The 18,096-nt window shown below is 62.0% G+C and carries 16 protein-coding genes and 1 tRNA gene; 11 read left to right on the top strand and 6 right to left on the bottom strand.

The features are described 5' to 3' along the window. Positions 1-122: 122 nt before the first annotated feature. The 3 genes from ppdK (at position 123) to prfH (ending at position 4,973) form a co-directional block, all read left to right on the top strand. Positions 123-2,789 (top strand): pyruvate, phosphate dikinase, encoded by a 2,667-nt coding sequence (gene ppdK, locus I8N66_RS18170; RefSeq protein WP_113537954.1) that lies wholly within the window; start codon positions 123-125, stop codon positions 2,787-2,789. 359 nt (positions 2,790-3,148) lie between these two features. Then, on the top strand, positions 3,149-4,366 hold the full coding sequence (locus I8N66_RS18165; protein WP_291156201.1) for an RNA ligase RtcB family protein: 1,218 nt from the start codon (positions 3,149-3,151) through the stop codon (positions 4,364-4,366). Beyond that, positions 4,359-4,973: a peptide chain release factor H gene (prfH, locus tag I8N66_RS18160; RefSeq protein ID WP_291156198.1), complete on the top strand. Its 615-nt coding sequence runs from the start codon at positions 4,359-4,361 to the stop codon at positions 4,971-4,973. Before I8N66_RS18165 ends, prfH begins: the two co-directional genes overlap by 8 nt. A gap of 93 nt (positions 4,974-5,066) precedes the next feature. On the opposite strand, the gene I8N66_RS18155 is transcribed toward prfH, so the two are convergent. Continuing rightward, positions 5,067-5,318 (bottom strand): hypothetical protein, encoded by a 252-nt coding sequence (locus I8N66_RS18155; RefSeq protein ID WP_113537951.1) that lies wholly within the window; start codon positions 5,316-5,318, stop codon positions 5,067-5,069. Positions 5,319-5,606: 288 nt separating this feature from the next. Continuing rightward, the gene (locus I8N66_RS18150) at positions 5,607-6,014 is read right to left on the bottom strand and encodes a hypothetical protein (RefSeq protein ID WP_113537950.1); all 408 of its coding nucleotides are present in this window, start codon (positions 6,012-6,014) and stop codon (positions 5,607-5,609) included. A 267-nt stretch (positions 6,015-6,281) separates the two neighbouring features. Here I8N66_RS18150 and I8N66_RS18145 point away from each other — a divergent pair, with 267 nt between their 5' ends. Continuing rightward, positions 6,282-7,190, top strand: a complete 909-nt coding sequence (locus I8N66_RS18145; RefSeq protein ID WP_113537949.1) for a DUF1499 domain-containing protein — start codon at positions 6,282-6,284, stop codon at positions 7,188-7,190. An 18-nt stretch (positions 7,191-7,208) separates the two neighbouring features. Here I8N66_RS18145 and I8N66_RS18140 read toward each other — a convergent pair whose 3' ends face one another. From I8N66_RS18140 to I8N66_RS18125, 4 genes are read right to left on the bottom strand one after another with little or no spacing between them, the layout of a single operon-like run. Then, a complete protein-coding gene (locus I8N66_RS18140; protein ID WP_291156193.1) occupies positions 7,209-7,853 on the bottom strand; it encodes a DUF4166 domain-containing protein in 645 nt (214 codons plus the stop codon). Next, complete coding sequence (locus tag I8N66_RS18135; RefSeq protein WP_113537947.1) at positions 7,850-8,302, bottom strand: DCC1-like thiol-disulfide oxidoreductase family protein; 453 nt, start codon at positions 8,300-8,302, stop codon at positions 7,850-7,852. Before I8N66_RS18135 ends, I8N66_RS18140 begins: the two co-directional genes overlap by 4 nt. Before the next feature lie 2 nt (positions 8,303-8,304). Further along, the gene (locus I8N66_RS18130) at positions 8,305-9,228 is read right to left on the bottom strand and encodes an MBL fold metallo-hydrolase (protein WP_291156189.1); all 924 of its coding nucleotides are present in this window, start codon (positions 9,226-9,228) and stop codon (positions 8,305-8,307) included. Between the two features lie 17 nt (positions 9,229-9,245). Next, positions 9,246-9,542 (bottom strand): cupin domain-containing protein, encoded by a 297-nt coding sequence (locus I8N66_RS18125; RefSeq protein ID WP_113537945.1) that lies wholly within the window; start codon positions 9,540-9,542, stop codon positions 9,246-9,248. 213 nt (positions 9,543-9,755) lie between these two features. Between I8N66_RS18125 and I8N66_RS18120 the strand changes: the two genes are divergently transcribed. The 7 genes from I8N66_RS18120 to I8N66_RS18090 all read left to right on the top strand — a co-directional run bounded on the left by I8N66_RS18120 (position 9,756) and on the right by I8N66_RS18090 (position 18,076). Beyond that, positions 9,756-9,830 (top strand) — tRNA-Gln (locus tag I8N66_RS18120). Positions 9,831-9,996: 166 nt separating this feature from the next. Further along, positions 9,997-12,054: a site-specific integrase gene (locus tag I8N66_RS18115; RefSeq protein WP_291156185.1), complete on the top strand. Its 2,058-nt coding sequence runs from the start codon at positions 9,997-9,999 to the stop codon at positions 12,052-12,054. A 246-nt stretch (positions 12,055-12,300) separates the two neighbouring features. After that, the gene (locus tag I8N66_RS18110) at positions 12,301-13,368 is read left to right on the top strand and encodes a hypothetical protein (protein ID WP_291156182.1); all 1,068 of its coding nucleotides are present in this window, start codon (positions 12,301-12,303) and stop codon (positions 13,366-13,368) included. Positions 13,369-13,896: 528 nt separating this feature from the next. Then, positions 13,897-14,808, top strand: a complete 912-nt coding sequence (locus I8N66_RS18105) for a hypothetical protein (protein ID WP_291156179.1) — start codon at positions 13,897-13,899, stop codon at positions 14,806-14,808. Positions 14,809-14,890: 82 nt separating this feature from the next. Continuing rightward, positions 14,891-15,301, top strand: coding sequence for a hypothetical protein (locus I8N66_RS18100; protein WP_291156175.1), 411 nt, complete (start codon positions 14,891-14,893; stop codon positions 15,299-15,301). Further along, positions 15,301-17,334: an ATP-binding protein gene (locus I8N66_RS18095; protein ID WP_291156171.1), complete on the top strand. Its 2,034-nt coding sequence runs from the start codon at positions 15,301-15,303 to the stop codon at positions 17,332-17,334. The genes I8N66_RS18100 and I8N66_RS18095 overlap by 1 nt, the downstream gene beginning before the upstream one ends. Continuing rightward, positions 17,327-18,076, top strand: coding sequence for an ATP-dependent Zn protease (locus I8N66_RS18090; RefSeq protein ID WP_291156167.1), 750 nt, complete (start codon positions 17,327-17,329; stop codon positions 18,074-18,076). The genes I8N66_RS18095 and I8N66_RS18090 overlap by 8 nt, the downstream gene beginning before the upstream one ends. Positions 18,077-18,096 lie beyond the last annotated feature (20 nt).

Raw genomic sequence — 18,096 nt, 5'->3', positions numbered from 1 at the left:
AATATGTTGCAATGTTACAGAAAATGATGCGGTGCAGCATAAATCTTCACCAGATGCATTTTCAGCCTGAAGCATATACTGTAAATCGTCATAAAAGACTGTTTCTGGGTGGAGAGCAGGGCATGACGAAATGGGTTTACACCTTCGGTGGGGGCAAGGCCGAGGGACGTGCAGGTGACCGTGAACGGTTGGGGGGCAAGGGCGCCAACCTTGCCGAAATGTGCAACCTCGGCTTGCCGGTGCCGCCCGGCCTGACGATCGTCACCGATGCCTGCAATAGCTTCTTCGACAATGACAGGCAGATGCCGGACGGCCTACGCGACCAGGTGCGCGAGGGGATCAGCCGGATGGAAGAGGTGACCGGCCGCGTCTTCGGCGATACGACCCATCCCTTGCTGCTCTCGGTTCGATCCGGCGCCCGTGCCTCGATGCCGGGCATGATGGATACGGTTCTGAACCTTGGCCTCAACGACCAGTCGGTGCATGCGCTCGGCCATGATGCCGGCGACGCGCGCTTTGCCTGGGACAGCTACCGCCGCTTCATCCAGATGTATGGCGATGTGGTGATGGGCGTCGACCACGATGTCTTCGAGGAAATTCTGGAAGACGAAAAGGCGCGGCTTGGCCACGAGCAGGACACGGAGCTTTCAGCGGTCGAGTGGCAGCACGTCATCACCCGCTATAAGGAAGCGATCGAGGAGGCGCTCGGCGAGCCCTTCCCGCAGGATCCGGAAGTGCAGCTTTGGGGCGCGATCGGCGCTGTGTTCTCGAGCTGGATGAACCCGCGCGCGATTACCTACCGCCACCTGCATGCTATCCCTGCTGCCTGGGGTACGGCGGTCAACGTTCAGGCGATGGTCTTCGGCAATCTCGGCAATTCGTCGGCGACCGGCGTCGCCTTCACCCGCAATCCCTCGACCGGCGAGAACGAGCTTTACGGCGAGTTTCTGGTCAACGCCCAGGGCGAAGATGTCGTTGCCGGCATCCGCACGCCGCAGAACATCACCGAAGCGGCACGTATCGCCTCCGGTTCCGACAAGCCGTCGCTTGAAAAGCTGATGCCTGAAGCCTTCACCGAGTTCCGCTCGATCTGCGACACGCTGGAGCGGCACTATCGCGACATGCAGGACCTGGAATTCACCATCGAACGCGGTACGCTCTGGATGCTCCAGACCCGCTCCGGCAAGCGCACCGCCAAGGCGGCGCTGAAGATCGCCGTCGACATGGCGGAAGAGGGGCTGATCTCCGAGCAGGAGGCCGTCGCCCGCATCGATCCCGCCTCGCTCGATCAGTTGCTGCATCCGACGATCGATCCGCATGCGCGCCGCGACATCATCGGCTCCGGCCTGCCGGCCTCGCCGGGTGCGGCCACCGGCGAAATCGTCTTCACCTCCGAAGAGGCGGTGCAAGCCGACAAGGAAGGCCGCAAGGTCATCCTGGTGCGCGTCGAGACCAGCCCGGAAGACATCCACGGCATGCATGCCGCCGAAGGCATCCTGACGACCCGCGGCGGCATGACCAGTCACGCGGCCGTCGTTGCCCGCGGCATGGGCACCCCTTGCGTTTCCGGTGCCGGCAGCATCCGCGTGGATCTGCGCAACGAGTTGCTGACCGCCGGCGGAGTGACGCTGCGAAAGGGCGACATCATCACCATCGACGGCTCGTCCGGCCAGGTGCTGAAGGGCTCGATCGCCATGCTGCAGCCGGAGCTCTCCGGCGACTTCGGCAAGATCATGGCCTGGGCGGATGCGACCCGCCGCATGACGGTCAGGACGAATGCCGAAACACCGGCGGACGCGCGTGCCGCGCGCTCCTTCGGCGCCGAGGGCATCGGCCTCTGCCGCACCGAGCACATGTTCTTCGAGGACGACCGCATCAACGTCATGCGCGAGATGATTCTTGCCGACGACGAGGCCGGCCGCCGTCTGGCGCTCGCCAAGCTGCTGCCGATGCAGCGCTCGGATTTCGCCGAACTGTTCTCGATCATGCACGGTCTGCCGGTGACGATCCGCCTGCTCGATCCGCCGCTGCACGAGTTCCTGCCGAAGACCGACGAGGAGATCGCCGATGTCGCCGGCGCGCTCTCGCTCGACCCGTCGGAACTGCGCCAGCGCGTCGACGAATTGCACGAGTTCAACCCGATGCTCGGTCATCGTGGTTGCCGTCTGGCGATTTCCTATCCCGAGATCGCCGAGATGCAGGCACGCGCCATCTTCGAGGCCGCCGTCGAGGCTGCCCGCGAAACCGGTGCGGCCGTCGTTCCCGAAATCATGGTGCCGCTCGTTGGCCTTCGGGCAGAACTTGATTACGTCAAGGAGCGCATCGACACGGTGGCCAGGGAGGTGATCGGCGAGGCCGGTATCGGCATCGACTATCTCGTCGGCACGATGATCGAGCTGCCGCGCGCGGCTCTGCGCGCCGGTGTGATCGCCGAAGCCGCCGACTTCTTCTCCTTCGGCACCAACGACCTGACGCAGACGACCTTCGGCATCTCGCGTGACGACGCCTCGCAGTTCCTGGCGACCTACCAGCAGAAGGGCATCATCGAGCAGGACCCCTTCGTCTCGCTCGATTTCGATGGCGTCGGCGAGCTGATCCAGATCGCCGCCGAGCGCGGACGGCGGACGAAGAACGGTCTCAAGCTCGGCATATGCGGCGAGCATGGCGGCGACCCAGCCTCGATCCGCTTCTGCGAGGACGCCGGCCTCGATTACGTCTCCTGCTCGCCCTTCCGTGTGCCGATCGCCCGGCTTGCCGCGGCCCAGGCGGCGATCAACGGCAAGGGCTAGGGTCCCGGTCCGCGTGTTGCAGCGATGCAACGCGCGGGAGATGATCGGCTGAAGCACTGCATTCCTGGTTGCAAGCAAAGAGCGGATGGTGCATCAGCATCTCGTTCGCGCCGTATCGGCGCGAGCGATCGTTGGCCATGCATGCGCATGGCGGTTTGTTCAGAACGGGAGCGGAAAATGACGCAGTGCGTTTCCACACGCCCCTTGGGGCTTCGCGGCCGATCAGCGTTGATGCGCTGAGAGAGCCCGTCCTGCCGGCTACGCGGAAAATCTAAAGTATTGCAGCGACCTGAGCGCGATTGAGAGACGCGCGGAGCTGCGGTGTGCCGGCTGTTTGACCCTGTTCTGGATTATTTTTCATGGGCAATCATTCTTCCGGGGACGTCGTCCCTGAAGGCGATGATGGTGCGCGCAAGGCGGCCGTCACGCATTACTTCACTGCCGGCAGCTGGATCGAAGGCGCGGCAGTTCAACAACTGGAGGAGATCGCCGGTCTCCCCGGCATGATCTCTGTCGCCGGCTTTCCTGATCTGCACCCGGGCAAGTATGGCCCCGTCGGCATAGTCGCGCTCTCGCAGCGGCTCTACCCGCAACTGATCGGCAACGACATCGGCTGTGGCATGTCGTTCTTCGAACTCTCGTTGCCGCTGCGCAAGTTCAGGGTGGAGAAGGCGGCCGAGCAATTGCGCAGGCTGGAACAGATCGATCTCGGCGATATCACGACCCGCCTTGTGGAGCACGATCTTGCGCCCGATATGCGCCCGCAATCTCTCGGCACGATCGGTGGCGGCAATCATTTCTGCGAGCTGCAGGCGGTGGACGAAATGTTCGAGAGCGAGTTGGAGGGCGTCGCCGACAGGCAGAAACTCTACCTGCTGGTTCATTCCGGCTCGCGTTCGCTCGGTGCAGAGCTTTTCGGTCAGACGCTCGGCGGAGATGAACACCTGCGAGACGGCTTGGCTGCCGGCTCGGATGCAGCCGTCGAATGGCTCGCCAGGAGCGGTGAATGCGTTCGATGGGCGTCACTCAACCGGCAAATGGTTGCCGAGCGCGCGGCACGGGCGCTTCGTGCCGACCTGTCGCTCATCGCCGATGTTCCGCACAATCTTGTCCGGACCACGGCGTCCGGCTTCCTGCACTACAAGGGTGCGGCCGCTGTCGGCGCCGGTGTCGTTGCTCCGGTCGCCGGTTCGCGCGCGACGCGAAGCTATCTGGTGCAGGCGCTCGCCGGCGCGCAGCGATCGCATTGGGGCATCTCCCATGGTGCCGGGCGCAAATACGACCGCAAGGCCATGCACGGTCGGGTGGGGACCAATCGTTCCGAGCGTGATGCCTTGCGCGTCAACGCCTGGGGCGGCGTCGCGATCTGCGAGGATCGCAACCTGCTGATCGAGGAAGCGGCAGGCGCCTACAAGGATGCGGCGAAGGTTGTCGCCGACCTTGAGGCGTTCGGGCTCGTGCGTCCGGTTGCGGCGATGAAGCCACTCGTCACCTACAAGAACGCGCAACCGCAGGAACGACGGCCGCAGAAGGCCAAGTGGGAGCGGACGACGATCAGGAGGATGCGCCATGGGTGAGGTGACGCTCTTCCTGACCTCCGGCAACGGCCCGGTGGAATGCCGCATCGCCGTTGCCGCGCTGATCGACATTTTGCGCAAGGAGGCCAAGGCCAACGGTTGCGTCTTTGACCTGGTCGTTGGCGGGCAACCGGACGCCTTCGGCCCAAAATCGGCGATCGTCACGATGGCAGGCAATCGATCCGAAGAGGTGACAAAAGCCCATTGCGGGACGATCCGTTTTGTCTTCAAGAGTCCGGTCAGAAAGGGACATCAACGGCAAAACTGGTTTGTGGGTGTCCGGCAAGTGGATCTTTCCGGTGCGGGCGTCGTTCCGACGATTGCACTGGGGGATTTGCGCTTCGAAACCCTGAGGGCCGGCGGCCCCGGTGGCCAGCATCAGAACACCACCGGCAGCGCGGTGCGGGCGACCCATATACCCACGGGCCACACGGTGGTCTGCCGGGAAGAGCGGTCGCAGCACCGCAACAAGGCAACTGCAATCCGCAGACTTCAGGCCATCCTGGACCTCATTGCCGCCGGGCACGAGCAGCAGGAAAAGGCAGCCCTGTTCATGGCGAGCAAGGAGCTGGAACGGGGGAACGCGGTGAAAACCTTCCGTCTTTAGCCTTCCTTGGCGACCCGGGTCGTTGCGCCCGGGTCGCGTTGATGCGCCGGTTGCCGCGTCGTGACACGACTGGCCGCCTCGGTTGAACGAGCGTCAGCGCATGATGACGACGGGGCGGTCCCAGCCCCACATCATCATGTCGTTCTGGTAGCGGAAGGCGCGCGATTCAGCGCGCCGGTCGAGCTCGATGCGTTGCAGGCAGGTGGCAAAGGCGTCAGTGCCGCGGCGGAAGCCGTAGGAAGCGCAGGTGTTGCCATCGGCGACGCGCCGTTCCTCAGGCGTCATCGTCTGGCACGCCGTCAGCAGCAGCGCGGCTGCGACTAGGATGGTCAATCGGGTCGTCATGGTCTTCGTGCCTCCAGAGAGCCGGCGCGCGCCGTCTGCGGATTCATTTCTCGAATCGCAATTAATATAGGGAGTTGCGCCGGAAATCGAAGCGGACCGCGCCAATTCCGTGGCAGGCCCGTGGTCGCGCGTAGGCGATGCCGGACGATTATCTGAAGTCGTCCTGAAAACTGATTTTCGGGAGCGTGGCTAAGCAATCAACGCGCCCGCACTGACGCGAGGCTGCGGGAGAACAGTCGCCGAACCGTCTCGGAGTGTCGACGGATCGGTCTTTGGATGGAAGTCAGCTTACGCTGCGGCCGGTCTGTCGCGATCGATGCGCTCCAGCACACCGACGAAGGACTCGGCGAAGCGCTCGAGATCCCGCGTGTCATCGCCCGGGTGCTCGATGCGGATGGTCGCGCCCTGCTCATCGAGACAGGCAAACAGGATCGATGGCTCGCTGTCCTGCTCGCCGAGCCTTAGCACGGCGATGCTCAGGCAATCCTCGATCAGTTCCGAAGCAGGCAGGGCAAAGAGAAACTCGCCGCCGGCGCTGTCGGCAACGGTGCGGACAAACCCGGTGAAATCTTCCTTGTTTCCGGAAAAGCCATCGAGGGAGAGTTCGAGCTCGAGGAGCCCCATTGGAATGCCGCCGTCGCCCGGGGGAAGAGGGGTAGGGGTGGCATTGACCACGGCTGCCTGCGATGCGCCCATGTCGGTTCTCCGTCGATCGCCGTGCACTCTTGCATGAAGCCGTGCGCGGCTGTTGCCTCCGATTGAAACTCCGCGTGCCGGCCGATTCCTGGGCGCGCGGGCACATTCCTATGCGTTGATAGGTGGTTAACGAGAATGGCGAATTTGCGGCGAAGCCTCCGGCGTGGCCTGCGGCCCGGCGGCAGACTGGCGCATTGCCTGTTTCCACGGCAAGGGGCATGGTCTAAGAATGCGGTCTGTTTCGCGGCAGGGGATTGATTCAACTACATGATGGTCCGGTACGAGCGCCCTTATTCCTACGCCGCCCACTGGGCGCGTCGCTTCGCCCGTATTTCTTTCTTGCTGTTCGCGCTCTCGCTGCTGGCGCACCGCTTCGGACCGCTGACGACACCGCACTTCCTGGCTCTTGTCGGTCTGTCGGGCATTTTCGCGCTGCTTGGCGTATTGCTTGCCGTCGTGGGTCTTGCGCGGCTCTGGCAGGTCGCTGCGATCGGTGGCCTCGCGTCCGCTGCGGCGCTTGTCTATGCGGCGCCGGCGCTTGGTTTCATTGGCTTCGGCGCCGTGCAGTATTTCACCCGTCCGGCGATCTACGATGTCAGCACCGATACGGTGACGCCGCCGCCATGGCTCAAGGTGCCGCAGACCGAACAGAGCTGGTTGAAACGCAAGGATGCCGTGACGCCTGAGGACAGGGAAGCGCAGATCCTTGCCTATCCGGGGCTCACCGGCCGACGCTACGATGGCGCGCTCGACCGTGTTTACCAGGGCGTGCGCACCGTCATCGAACAGAACCGCGTCGGCATCACCGAAGAGCTTGGCGTCGAAAATGCCCGCGCCGATCTCGAAGATCTGGCCGTTCGGCAGAATGCCGGGGCAGACACGAACGCCGAGCCGGAAAACGTGCCCGTGCCGGCGGCCCGGCCGGAACTCTCACTCGAAGGGGCAATCGCGGGACGTCGCGCCAGCGACGTCGTGCTCCAGGGCGAGTGGCGCACGCTGATTGCCGGCTTCCGCTTCGATGTGTTGATCCGGCTGCGCGAAGAGGCCGAGACGACTTTCGTCGATTTGCGCGTCGCCTCCCGTTACGGGCCGCATGACCTCGGCATGGGCGCCGCCTTCGCCGATCAGTTCCTGCGGTCGCTCGATGCCGAGTTGCTCGGTATTGCCGGCGATTGATCGGCACGCCAGAAGGCGTCAGTCGTCTATGAGGGCACCCCGACGAGCAAAATCATTGGCGGCTTCGGCTTCCGGCGCGGCGGTGCGCGACGACGACGGCTCGTTCGCTGGTCGCAGCCAGCCTCGATAGCGCACGATCAGGCCGGTCAGCGGGCTTTCGACCTCCACATGGAAGTGAAACAGACCATCGCGATCCTCCTCGAATGTGCGGCCGCCCGGCGCAAGCACCAGGGGAAGAGGAAGGCCGAGGAAGGACCAGGCGCGAACCGACAGATGCAGCCGGCTTTCTGTGGGCTCCAAAGCGCACAGGATGCGGAACGGTCCGAACTCCTCCGCCAGCCACTGTTCGTTCGATCTCTCTACCCTGTGCTGCGTGCTGTGCAGGACCTTCTCGCCGAAGCGCCGGGTCCAGACCTCCCGGCCATTCCGGCATGCAAAGTGGATTTCGACTGGCACACCCGTCGCAGCGGCGGGAAAGCCGAGGACAGAGGCGATAAGACGAGCCCGTACAGATCCGCCCCGCTCGACAACAGCGCGCCCGCGAAAGATGGCATGCCCCTCCGACGTCTCATGCAGGGCGCGGATCGAGCCGGGCAGGCGATCCCAGTCGCACCCGAGGATCTGCCGATAGAGGCTCTGCCGCTGGCTGCTTTCCGTCTTCATGCGATGAAGCGCCCGCGCTCTTCCGGCGTTGGCACCATGCAGCTCTGGCGTCGTCCGGCGATGCGATAGCGGTTTCTCGCGACGAGATCATAAAGTGGGTCGCGAAGGATAGCCGGCAGGATACGGCAGAGGTTTACGAGCGACCATGGCAGGCCCAGCCGCGCCAGCGTCCGGATCGATCCGTCGGATTTGAAGCGCGCGACGCCATCCTCGATCAGCATGTTGCTTTCGAAGCTGACGGCGTCGAGCCCGTAGTGCCGATAGAGCGCCTGGCCAAGCGGCGACTGTGCCGTGAGATAGCGATATTGCGCCCACCGATCGCGGCGAAGCAGGAAACGCACCCAGCCGGAACAGAAGATGCATTCGCCGTCGAAGACCACCACGGGCTTGTCGTCGGCAAAGGCGGGCACCGAGGCATCGTTGCGATAGCTGTAGGCGCCGCGCCGCATGGTCAGCCGGCTCCGCCCGGCGTCAGCCGGTAGGCGCCGAGCAGCGAGGGTGGCCCCTCGGTCTCGACTCGCCCTTGCTCGATCAGGTCTTCGAGATGGGCAAGCACCGAGAGCGCAGCTGCTCCATGCAGCCGGACGTCGGTGGTGGCATAGATGACCTTGACCATATCGGGAATCCGGCTGTCGCCGGCACGGATGCGTTCAAGCACGGCGCGCTCGCGCATCTTGCGGTGAGCGCGCAGACCCCGAAGGAAGGACAACGTCTCGGTCACCGGCCCGCCGTGGCCCGGCAGATAGAGATGGTCGTCGCGGGTAAGCAGCTTTTCGAGCGAGGCCATGTAATCCGCCATTGCGCCATCCGGCGGCGCGACGATCGTCGTCGCCCAGGCCATGACGTGATCGGCGGAAAAGAGGATGCCGGTGCCGTCGAGCGCGAAAGCCATGTGGTTGGCCGTGTGGCCGGGCGTGGTCAGGCCCGTCAGGCTCCAGCCATCACCTTCGATGCGCCCGCCGTCTGCAAGTATGAGATCGGGGGCGAACTCCATGTCCGAACTCTCGGCGAAGGGATTGGTCTCGCCCGCATGCAAGGGGCGGGCAGAGCGGTGTGGCCCTTCGCCAATGATCAGCGCCCCGGTCGCAGCCTTCAGCCGGCGCGCAAGCGGCGAGTGGTCGCGATGGGTATGGCTGACGGCGATGTGAGTGACCTCGCGACCGGCAAGGGCGCCCATCAGCGCCTGAAAATGCGCCTCGTCGTCCGGCCCCGGATCAATTACGACAACGGAACGCTTTCCGACGATATAGCTGTTGGTACCGTGGAAGGTGAAGGGGCCGGGATTGTTGACGGTGATGCGCTGCACATCGTCTGCGACCGTCACGGCCTCGCCATGGGCCGGCTTGAATTCGAGATCGAAGTCTGGCCCCTGCATGCGTCTCTTCCTGGCCTTCACTTGTACTCGATCTCGATGAACGACATCGGCTCGCTGCCGGCATTGACGACATTGTGTGCCACACCGGCCTCGCGGCGGTATGCAGCACCCTTGGCGATATCGACCCGCCGGCTGCCGCCTTCCTCCTCGAGCAGGAACTGGCAATCCGTCATCGGCACGACGACATAGCCGAGACCGTGGACATGGTGCCCGGTGTCGGCGCCGGGCTCGAAATCCCAGCGGGTGACCCTGACGACGGCGTCATCGACGAGCACGCTCGGAACGGCAGGGGGGCGGGCGCGAAACTGGCTCATGAGGTTCTCCATTTGCCGGGACAATAGGAGGTGCTTTCAGGGAAGGGAAGGGCGTATGCGCTTGCCGCGTTTGAGGAGCCGGAGCGCCTTTTGCACAAGGCATCAACAAATCCGCCGAAATTTCAACTTGGTGCCAACTTAGTGATTGTGACGGGCGGCGAGCTTTGGTAATCAGGCGCTCGATTTGGCGGACATCTTTTCCGTCAGCTCTGTTGGGGCGTCGCCAAGCGGTAAGGCACCGGTTTTTGGTACCGGCATTCCCAGGTTCGAATCCTGGCGCCCCAGCCAAGTTTCCCTTTTCAAGCCAGAATCACGGTTTCTCAGCACTTCCGAGTTAGCTGGGAATCGAATTCGGGGCATTGTCGTACAGGACTGTCTTACACGACTGTCGTACACAGCTGTCTTACAGGAAGGCGAACCACGTCCTGCTCACCCTCTTAGGAAAGGGTTTAGCATGGCAACGATTCAACACGTCTACAAGCGCGGTTCGGTCTACTGGTGGCGGCGACGTTTACCACTTGGAACAGGTGTTCATGCTTGGGTGAGGCTCGAAATCAGCCTGCACACCAAGGAACTGGAACGGGCGCGGGTCGTCGCCCCGGAGGTGACACTTGCCAGCCATCGTCTCCTGCCCAGCCTGAGACACAAGATGATATCGCCGGAAGACGCAAAGAAAATCCTCATTCAGGCCGCCAAGCAGCACAGCTTCCATCTGGATGCGATGATGGCGGCCGGTTCGGGGGCACGCGTCGACGCCGCAAGCAAGCGGTCAACGGAAATTCGGACCGGCTGGGCGTTTCGCCTTTTCGCCGCCCAGGGGATCAATGCAAGGGTTGGTCCCGACGAAGAGCGCGAAATACGCGCTGCCGGCCTTGATGACGAGATGATCCAGGGCATTCGTGAGACAATGGCGTTCCTCGGCAACAATGGCTTTGGTCAAATTGGTCGCCGCCAACTGGAGACCATCCTCAAGGACCACAACATCGCGCCGGCGGAGGCGCACATCCTCCAGGCAGAGCAACTCTGCTTGCGCGGTATGTCGGCAGCGTTGCTCAATACCGAACGGCGATGGTCCGGCGTCCGACCTGACGATATCGCCCTCCTGAACGCGGCGCTCGCCGGAGAGGCCGTCACGTCACCTGCATCCCATACTACGCCGCCTCAGGCCATTTCGCAGCAAACGTCGCCAGTGCCATTTGCGAACCGAACAGCACCATCGTTTTCACAACCGGGGACGCCGCCTGAGAAAGTGCCTGCGCCGGTTCGTGCGACCGCGGTTGCGGTTCCTCCGGTGGAAACGGAGGACGAATTCGATCTCGACGACGAGGATGAAGCGGAACTGGAACTGCAGGATTCGGACAAGGGACTTGTCGAAATCGTTCAACTGGCAGCGGAGGAACGGGTCGCGACCAAAGAATGGCGACACAACATGGTCAAGCAGCACGTGAGTATTGCCAAGTTGTTTGTCCGATTCGTCGGACACGACCAGCCGGCACGCTTGAGGCAGCGCAACATTTCGGAATTCCGAAGCATGTTGTTCAAGCTTCCGAAAAATCACGGAAAGTCGCCGAACGACCATGTCATTCCCCTGAGCGGGCTACTGGCTCGTGCCACGACGTTGCCGCCCGAGGAGGTTGGCTTGTCGCCCGCGACGATAAATCGCTACATGACTCAGATGGGCAACATCGTGGACATCTGCAAACACGCCGGATTTCCATTCGGTAATTTCGAGGGTGTTTCTGGCCTGAGAACCAAAAGGAAGGGTGACGTCAGAAACGAGCGTGGACGCTTCTCAACCGGGGAACTCCAGACCATCTTTTCGCTTCCCGTGTGGGAAGGTTCGACCAGCTTCGATGAGCGCTTCGCTGGTGGACAAGAAATCTTCCATGACGCCGCCTATTGGGTTCCGTTGCTGGCGATCTATATCGGAGCCCGCCGTGAAGAGATGTGTGGCTTGCTCCTCGATGAGGTCGAGACCCATTTTGAGCTTCCGTGCATCCGCATTGAGGAAAACTCCGTCCGCAAGCTGAAAAACGCTCAATCGAAGCGGCGCGTGCCTATCCATCCAGAGCTGCTTCGCCTCGGATTCCTTGAATATGTTGATGAGCTTCGCAACCTCGGTCACGTCCTGTTGTTCCCCGAACTGAAGGCTGCATCCCCGACGACGCCGATGGGTGACGTGTTTGATGACAGCTGGCAAAAAATACGATCGACGGCGCTGCCCAAGGCCAAGGATGATGGGAAGGTTCTGCATTCGCTGCGCCATTGGTGCAACAATGAAATGAAGCAGGCCGGCATTCGGGAGGAGTACCGAAAGGACATCCTGGGGCACACCAACGAGGGTGTGAATGAGGGACGTTACACCGATCCCGCGCGGCTGCGTGTCATGGCCGATGCGCTGTCAACATTGCCTCTGCCGACCGCGCATCTGAAGGCTCATCCGATCCGACCGATCGAGTCAGTCCGTACGCATTCTTCCCGACCGGCACGAACCAAGAAATCTGCGGCGTGAGAGAATTAGAATCAATCAAAAATTGAATTAGTAATCGCGTAATTAAAATGCAAACTAAAAAATTTTGCCGCGTTGAATTCATTGAAGAATCCAGCGCGGCAAATGGCGGAAATCTCTTATATATAGAGAAAAACCGTTAAATTACATGGTGTTGACAATCTCGGTTGTAACACGTTTTCGAAATTCGTGTCACCATTATCTCACGGTCTTTGATGAAGACCGGATGAAAATGGAGACAGAAAACGAATGGCGAAATACACTCATAAGAAGAGGCAGTCGATTGCCGAGACCAAGCAGGGGCGGACCCTGAGCCGCGCCCAGCAGGACGAGCTGAAGCGGCTGGGGGATGCCTTCCGCTCGCTCGGACGCCGGACAACGGCGCAGGCCTACGAGGTCGGAGACTACCTCTCTCGCGCGAAATCCATCCTCCCGGAAAAGGAGCTCGGTGCGTGGATCAAGGAGGTCTGCAAGTTCACGCCGAAGACTGGCCGCAACTACATCGCTGTCCATACCAACCTGATGGACTATAAGGAACGCCTCGAGGCCGCCGCGGTTGCTCCGACCATTCTGTTCGTGCTGGCCTATGCCGAGCAGCAGTACGTCGAACCGGTCGTCGCGGCAATCGAGGCCGGCGAACAACTGACAGTCGCCCAGGTCAAGGCGATGGTCGGGGTGGCCTCGAAGAAGAGGGTCGCTTCCTCCGACGAGGCACTGAATGTCGGCGGCATTGCCGGGCTGCGAAAGGCGGCCGAGCTCAAGACATCGCAGGATATGGCCCAGTTCCACGGTCTGATGGCTGCCGTCCTCAAGCGAGTGGAGGTAGCAATGGAACCGCTCGCCAAGGGGAGGGCTGTGAAGAAGGGCCAGCTCCAGGACGCGATCATCTATGATTGCCGGCATGCGCATGACCTGCTCAACAGCATCGCAGCGCCCATGAAAGCCGAGATGGTCCAGAGCATGAATTGGCGGCCGGCACGCCTGCCCGAGGGCAGCGCATGGCGAAAGGTGCAGGTGTTGCTGCACCGGATGGGCGGAGCGGACGATTGGCCGGATCGGACGGGATTCGTCGACTGGCTTCGGGATGAGGTCGTTCCGCTCATGCGCTTCGTGGTGCACGGAGAGCCGCTGGTTTCGGCAGATGAGGACTTGGCGACGGCTGAAGGGGACGCGGTCGAATTCGAGGACCGGGCGCAGAAGGAGCGGGAAGTAACGCTCGCTCGCATCAGCAGCGTGCTCAATGGAGCGACGACAACGTCATCGCGACCACGCGACCCTCGCGAGAGCCGGCGTGCGGAATCGGTCGCCGCGGCCTGAACGCTCCCGCGAAGGTGACGACCATGGCCCCGCTCCGGCGGGGCTTTTGCGTTTCGGGGGCGGTATCCGCGTGCTCCGTTAACCATGCCGGAGCTCCCGTGTTCCGGATGCGTTCTTACCGGCTTGCCGGACATCGAACTCCGGGCTATGTCGACAAGGTAAGCAGAAATTGAACGTCTGCAGATACTTAGCGACCCCCGCCGGTGCTGGAACACCGAACGAGGGCCTGACCCGCAACCTTCTAGTGAAAGGCCTTGGGCTATGTCGACCTTTACATGCTTCGCTTCCCACGGGAAAGCTCTTCCACTTCCTGCTCCTGTTGATGAGTTCGTACAGCCTCGGCCCCGATCATGCACATCGGCGCGCGTCTTCGGGCCGATGTTCGCCTGATCTCATCAAGGCGATTGCCTGAACTAGGGGCAAGGCTTCTGTCGAAGCCAGCCGACGCCCGGATGCGGAAATCATTTCCGCCTCGGACGCCGTGCGCCTGGAGTTTGGCCGATCGTTGCCGTCAGCAGGAGCAATACCATGACAACCATTCAGTCCGGCGTGTCTGTCGCGCCAACCTATTCGCAATTCGTCGATCTCGACGCCCTCGAGCCGAGCTTCGCCATCCTGATCGACGAACTGGCGTCGCAACCCTTCTCCGCCGAAGCCCTATCCAAGGCGCTCGCAGGCGGCGTCTCCGAAGCAGCCGCAATCCTGCGTGCCATTCCCATCCAGGAAGGACGGCTGCTTGAGCGCGGCATCGCCATGATCGCCGAGCTAAATCCCGATCTGGCGGTTCTGACACAGAACGTGCGGCTGCCGGTGACGAAAGCGGCGCTCGAACTGGTTGAGAAGAACGACCCCAAACACTATCGATCGCTGACGCTCGACGCCGAAACCGGAGGGCGCAAAAGCTATACGCCTGACCTGATCACCGTGAACCGGCGTACGAAGCTCGCGCATGTCGTTGACGTCAAGCGCAGCCTCGGTTCTTACGAGGTTGCGCGCATCAACGAGTTGAAAAGCCGCATGCTGGCGGCGGCGCTGATCGCTCCCGACCTTCTCTACAGGGAGCATCACCGTCTGGTGGCCGACGAGGTGCGTGTCGTCATCCTCAATGCCGAAAACCAGCGCTCCGACATTCCAGGAGGCGTCTGGCCGCTCGGCCATCTCGATCATCTTGTCGAGGTTACCGGCGCCGGCAAAGCCATCGGGCTGTTGCGGGAACGTTTCCACGCCCGGATCAACGAGAACTGGACGCAGGCACGCCATACCCTTGCTGGTTTGAAGGCGGCACGCGTTCCGGCCCATCCTTCGGGAGAGGGCGCGAGCCCGAACCAGGGCGGCGCGCCCGATATGGGCGCTGGTTTGATCGAAGAGAACGGGCAGCCACCAGCCCGAGGTCATATTCGGGTTGGCTTCGCCCGAATGCCGCGCGCCGGCGCCGGGTGACAAGGCCGCCGTTCTTCCTTTCCGCTATCCGTTTCATTCGATCGCGCCAAACCAGCACGTTCGACGACAGGAGACCCGTGGCATGCCCCACGACGACACCACCACCATCATCCCCTTTCCCCGTAAAACTGTGGATCAGCCTCTGCTGACTGATCGACAGAGAAGGTTGGCTAAGCTGCAAGCCACCGCAAACCGCAGCTCGCCATCGATGTCGCAGGCCATTCCTCAAGCGATGGCGATGTGTGCACCGGCAGCTGACCGGTTGCCCGATCCCGCGATCGTCGCCCAGGTCGTGATCGGCTTTGCCAAGCGCAAGGGCATTGCCATGGCCAGCGTCCCGAAAATCTTCCGAGAGCAGCTCCTCACATTATGCGCGAGCGGCGATCCGACAGCGCTGATGCTGCGCGACTGGCTTGAGGGCAATCGCAATCTTCAGCATGGCGCGTCGCAACTGAGGTCGGACCAGATTGCCGAAAACGAGGAGGGTCTTTGATGGAGAGTCTCACGGATCGCATCACCCGATATCTGCTGGCTCGTATCCGTCGGCTTGCCATCCTCGATCTCTATGAGAGTGCGGCGGTGGCCGGATTGCTGGAGGCGGACTTCCTTGTTCCCGGCGACGAGAAGTGCGGCACTGTCTGGCGAGTCCCCGAGCAATCGCTGCATCTTCTTCAGACTGATCCGAGAAAGGCGCGCGACGAGGTCGTACGACGTCTTGGAAAGGTACCGCGCAAGACGACGGAGCTTGACGTGCTTAACCTGGACTTCAACGGCGGGCCGACCGATGCAAATGCCCGCACGGCCCCGAGGGAGCGGACCGATCATGAAAACCTCGCCGCTGCACGTCGCCGGTTGAAAACCGGCGCGGACCCCAGTCCGGCCAAAACGCTGCTACCACTGCCTCGCGACTTTCTGGCGCTATTGCGTGAACAATTGCCTGCTCCGGGTGTTGCGCATGTCTCTGTCGCACTGCTACTCGCACGCGCTATCGGTTTAAGCGTACCCGACACGTCTGCGCTCTCTTCTGTGATCCGTAATCGCGGAGCGTTCGTGTTGATCAAGGCGCCGGTTGGTCGCTTTGAACGTCGGTTCGGTCTGATGCTGGAAGATGGTCTCATCCTTCCGTATTGGACAAAACTCGAAGATGTCCATCGCAGCAGCCCGCTCTCGGACGGCTACGGGGAGCGTCGCCGCGGCAAGGCTCGAAAAACGATCAAGACGCTCGCCGGCAGTGATGTGCCAAAGGCGGTCGAACGCTCGTTGAGCCGTTTTCTCGCAGACGTGCTGCTTGAGCGCACCGTTCCGGTGATCGTTGCCGACGAGACGAAGGGCAGGCTTCCTCCATTTGTCTCGATGACGCCCGATCTCGTGCTTGAATGCGATGGCCTCGATCATGAACTGCTCGCGGAGCTTCTGCATGTTTGCTGCGGTATAGCGCCAAAACAATCGCTGCGACTGATGGAAGACATGAAGCTCGATCTTCAGGGAATTTCCATCGACATGTTGGCGCTGACTGTTCGTCCTGGGCGCGGTCTCGAACACATCCTGGCGATCCTTGAAGTGCTTGGCGAACGGGCGCGCTCCGCCGGCAAGTCGGACGATGAGGATGACGATGGCCGCGGCACCGGGCGCTTTAGTGATCGGTCGGGGCGACCGAAAGTCAAGAGCCGATTCTTGATCAAGGACGATGATGACTCACCAAAATCCGTGGACGGGATTGATGTCGTTCAACCGGAGAAACCCGCGGAGGCCACTGATAAGGAGGGCAGCGGCAGCGCATCCGTTGAGCCGTCCAATCCGGAACACAGCTGGTTGCACCAGCTACGGATCGAGGCCCTTGCCGGTTACGGGGAGGCGCATGATTGGGCGCTCGACCTGAAGGCAGACCTTCAGCTATGGCGTGACGGCGGACTGGCCTGGGGCGAGATGAGTACCAAGCTTCTCCTGTCCGGGCCACCGGGCACGGGCAAGACCACCTATGCCCGGGCGCTTTGCAATACGCTGCAAATTCCTCTGCTGGTGACGTCCGTCGCGTCCTGGCTCGAACCCGGCTATCTCGGCGACGTGCTCAAGCGCATGGCCAAGGCTTTTGAGCTGGCTCGGGAAAACGCTCCCGTGATCCTGTTCATCGACGAGATCGATAATATCGGTAGTCGCAGCGGAGGGAGGCGAGAGCAGCATGACGACTACTGGCGCTCGCTGATCAACCGTCTGCTCGAGCTTCTCGACGGCACCTCGAAAACCGATGGTGTCGTCGTCGTTGCAGCGACGAACTTGCCGGACAGGATTGATCCGGCGCTGTTGCGGTCGGGTCGCCTGGAAAAGCACGTCGCCATTCCCCTTCCGGATATCGCGGCGTTGACCGGCATCCTCGCTCATCATCTTGGAAACGACCTTTCGGGTGTTGTGGCTTCTGCTCCGCCGGAGAAGTTCAAGACGATCGAAGCGGAGCGAGACCATCAGGCTGTTGGGAGTGACGTGGACGGGATCGACCATTTCAATCGAGGAGTATCGAACCATGTCTGACATCGTCGAAACGATCACACCTGAGCAGAATCCCGCTCTTCGACGACTGGCCTTACTTGCAACCGGAAGCACCGGAGCCGATATCGAGCGCTTGGTTCGTGAGGTTCGACGCAAGACGCGGAGGCAGCGCAGGTCGCTGACCTGGGACGACCTCGAGCAAGCCTTGCTCGCTGATCACATGAAGCTGTCTGATGATATGCGCTGGCGGACCGCCATCCATGAAGCTGGACATGCGATCGCCTTCTGTGACCTGGAGGTCGCCGAGGTCATCACTGTCAGTATTGGGGTTGGAGGGATGGGGCAGGTGATCAGCCGACAGCATCACCATCTCCAGCAGACGCAGAATTGGCTGATGCGCAGCATCGCTTGCATGTTGGCCGGACGGACAGCCGAGTTGTTGATCTTTGGCGACGCCGTGGCCGGCGCCGGCGGATACGATAACAGTGATCTGGCCCGGGCAACCGAGCACGCGGTCGCCGCCGAAACCCGGCTTGGCTTCTCCAGCCATCAGCCGCTGCTCTATCGGTCCGCAGCTGGAAGCATCAACGAGCTTAGTCTCGACAGACAGCTTGCGGAGCGGGTCAACGACCGCCTGATGGGAGCTGAGGCCATGGCACGCAAGCTGCTGGGCAAACGGTGTGACGATTTGAATGGCATTGCCGAACGACTGAAGGATGCCGGTGTCATGACCGGCGAAGAGGTAAGGGCGCTGCTTGGGGCTTCCGACGGTTCCCTGACCTGACCAAAAACCTGCGGGGTGGC

Source organism: Ensifer sp. SSB1, from assembly GCF_016652895.1.
In the GTDB taxonomy this organism is placed as follows: Bacteria; Pseudomonadota; Alphaproteobacteria; order Rhizobiales; family Rhizobiaceae; genus Ensifer.
This window is presented reverse-complemented; position numbering and strand designations above follow the sequence as displayed.

Excerpts from the sequence above, each read along its gene's own strand:
- ppdK (WP_113537954.1), top strand. The coding sequence starts at position 123 with ATGACGAAATGGGTTTACACCTTCGGTGGGGGCAAGGCCGAGGGACGT.
- I8N66_RS18165 (WP_291156201.1), top strand. The coding sequence starts at position 3,149 with ATGGGCAATCATTCTTCCGGGGACGTCGTCCCTGAAGGCGATGATGGT.
- prfH (WP_291156198.1), top strand. The coding sequence starts at position 4,359 with ATGGGTGAGGTGACGCTCTTCCTGACCTCCGGCAACGGCCCGGTGGAA.
- I8N66_RS18155 (WP_113537951.1), bottom strand. The coding sequence starts at position 5,318 with ATGACGACCCGATTGACCATCCTAGTCGCAGCCGCGCTGCTGCTGACG.
- I8N66_RS18150 (WP_113537950.1), bottom strand. The coding sequence starts at position 6,014 with ATGGGCGCATCGCAGGCAGCCGTGGTCAATGCCACCCCTACCCCTCTT.
- I8N66_RS18145 (WP_113537949.1), top strand. The coding sequence starts at position 6,282 with ATGATGGTCCGGTACGAGCGCCCTTATTCCTACGCCGCCCACTGGGCG.
- I8N66_RS18140 (WP_291156193.1), bottom strand. The coding sequence starts at position 7,853 with ATGAAGACGGAAAGCAGCCAGCGGCAGAGCCTCTATCGGCAGATCCTC.
- I8N66_RS18135 (WP_113537947.1), bottom strand. The coding sequence starts at position 8,302 with ATGCGGCGCGGCGCCTACAGCTATCGCAACGATGCCTCGGTGCCCGCC.
- I8N66_RS18130 (WP_291156189.1), bottom strand. The coding sequence starts at position 9,228 with ATGCAGGGGCCAGACTTCGATCTCGAATTCAAGCCGGCCCATGGCGAG.
- I8N66_RS18125 (WP_113537945.1), bottom strand. The coding sequence starts at position 9,542 with ATGAGCCAGTTTCGCGCCCGCCCCCCTGCCGTTCCGAGCGTGCTCGTC.
- I8N66_RS18115 (WP_291156185.1), top strand. The coding sequence starts at position 9,997 with ATGGCAACGATTCAACACGTCTACAAGCGCGGTTCGGTCTACTGGTGG.
- I8N66_RS18110 (WP_291156182.1), top strand. The coding sequence starts at position 12,301 with ATGGCGAAATACACTCATAAGAAGAGGCAGTCGATTGCCGAGACCAAG.
- I8N66_RS18105 (WP_291156179.1), top strand. The coding sequence starts at position 13,897 with ATGACAACCATTCAGTCCGGCGTGTCTGTCGCGCCAACCTATTCGCAA.
- I8N66_RS18100 (WP_291156175.1), top strand. The coding sequence starts at position 14,891 with ATGCCCCACGACGACACCACCACCATCATCCCCTTTCCCCGTAAAACT.
- I8N66_RS18095 (WP_291156171.1), top strand. The coding sequence starts at position 15,301 with ATGGAGAGTCTCACGGATCGCATCACCCGATATCTGCTGGCTCGTATC.
- I8N66_RS18090 (WP_291156167.1), top strand. The coding sequence starts at position 17,327 with ATGTCTGACATCGTCGAAACGATCACACCTGAGCAGAATCCCGCTCTT.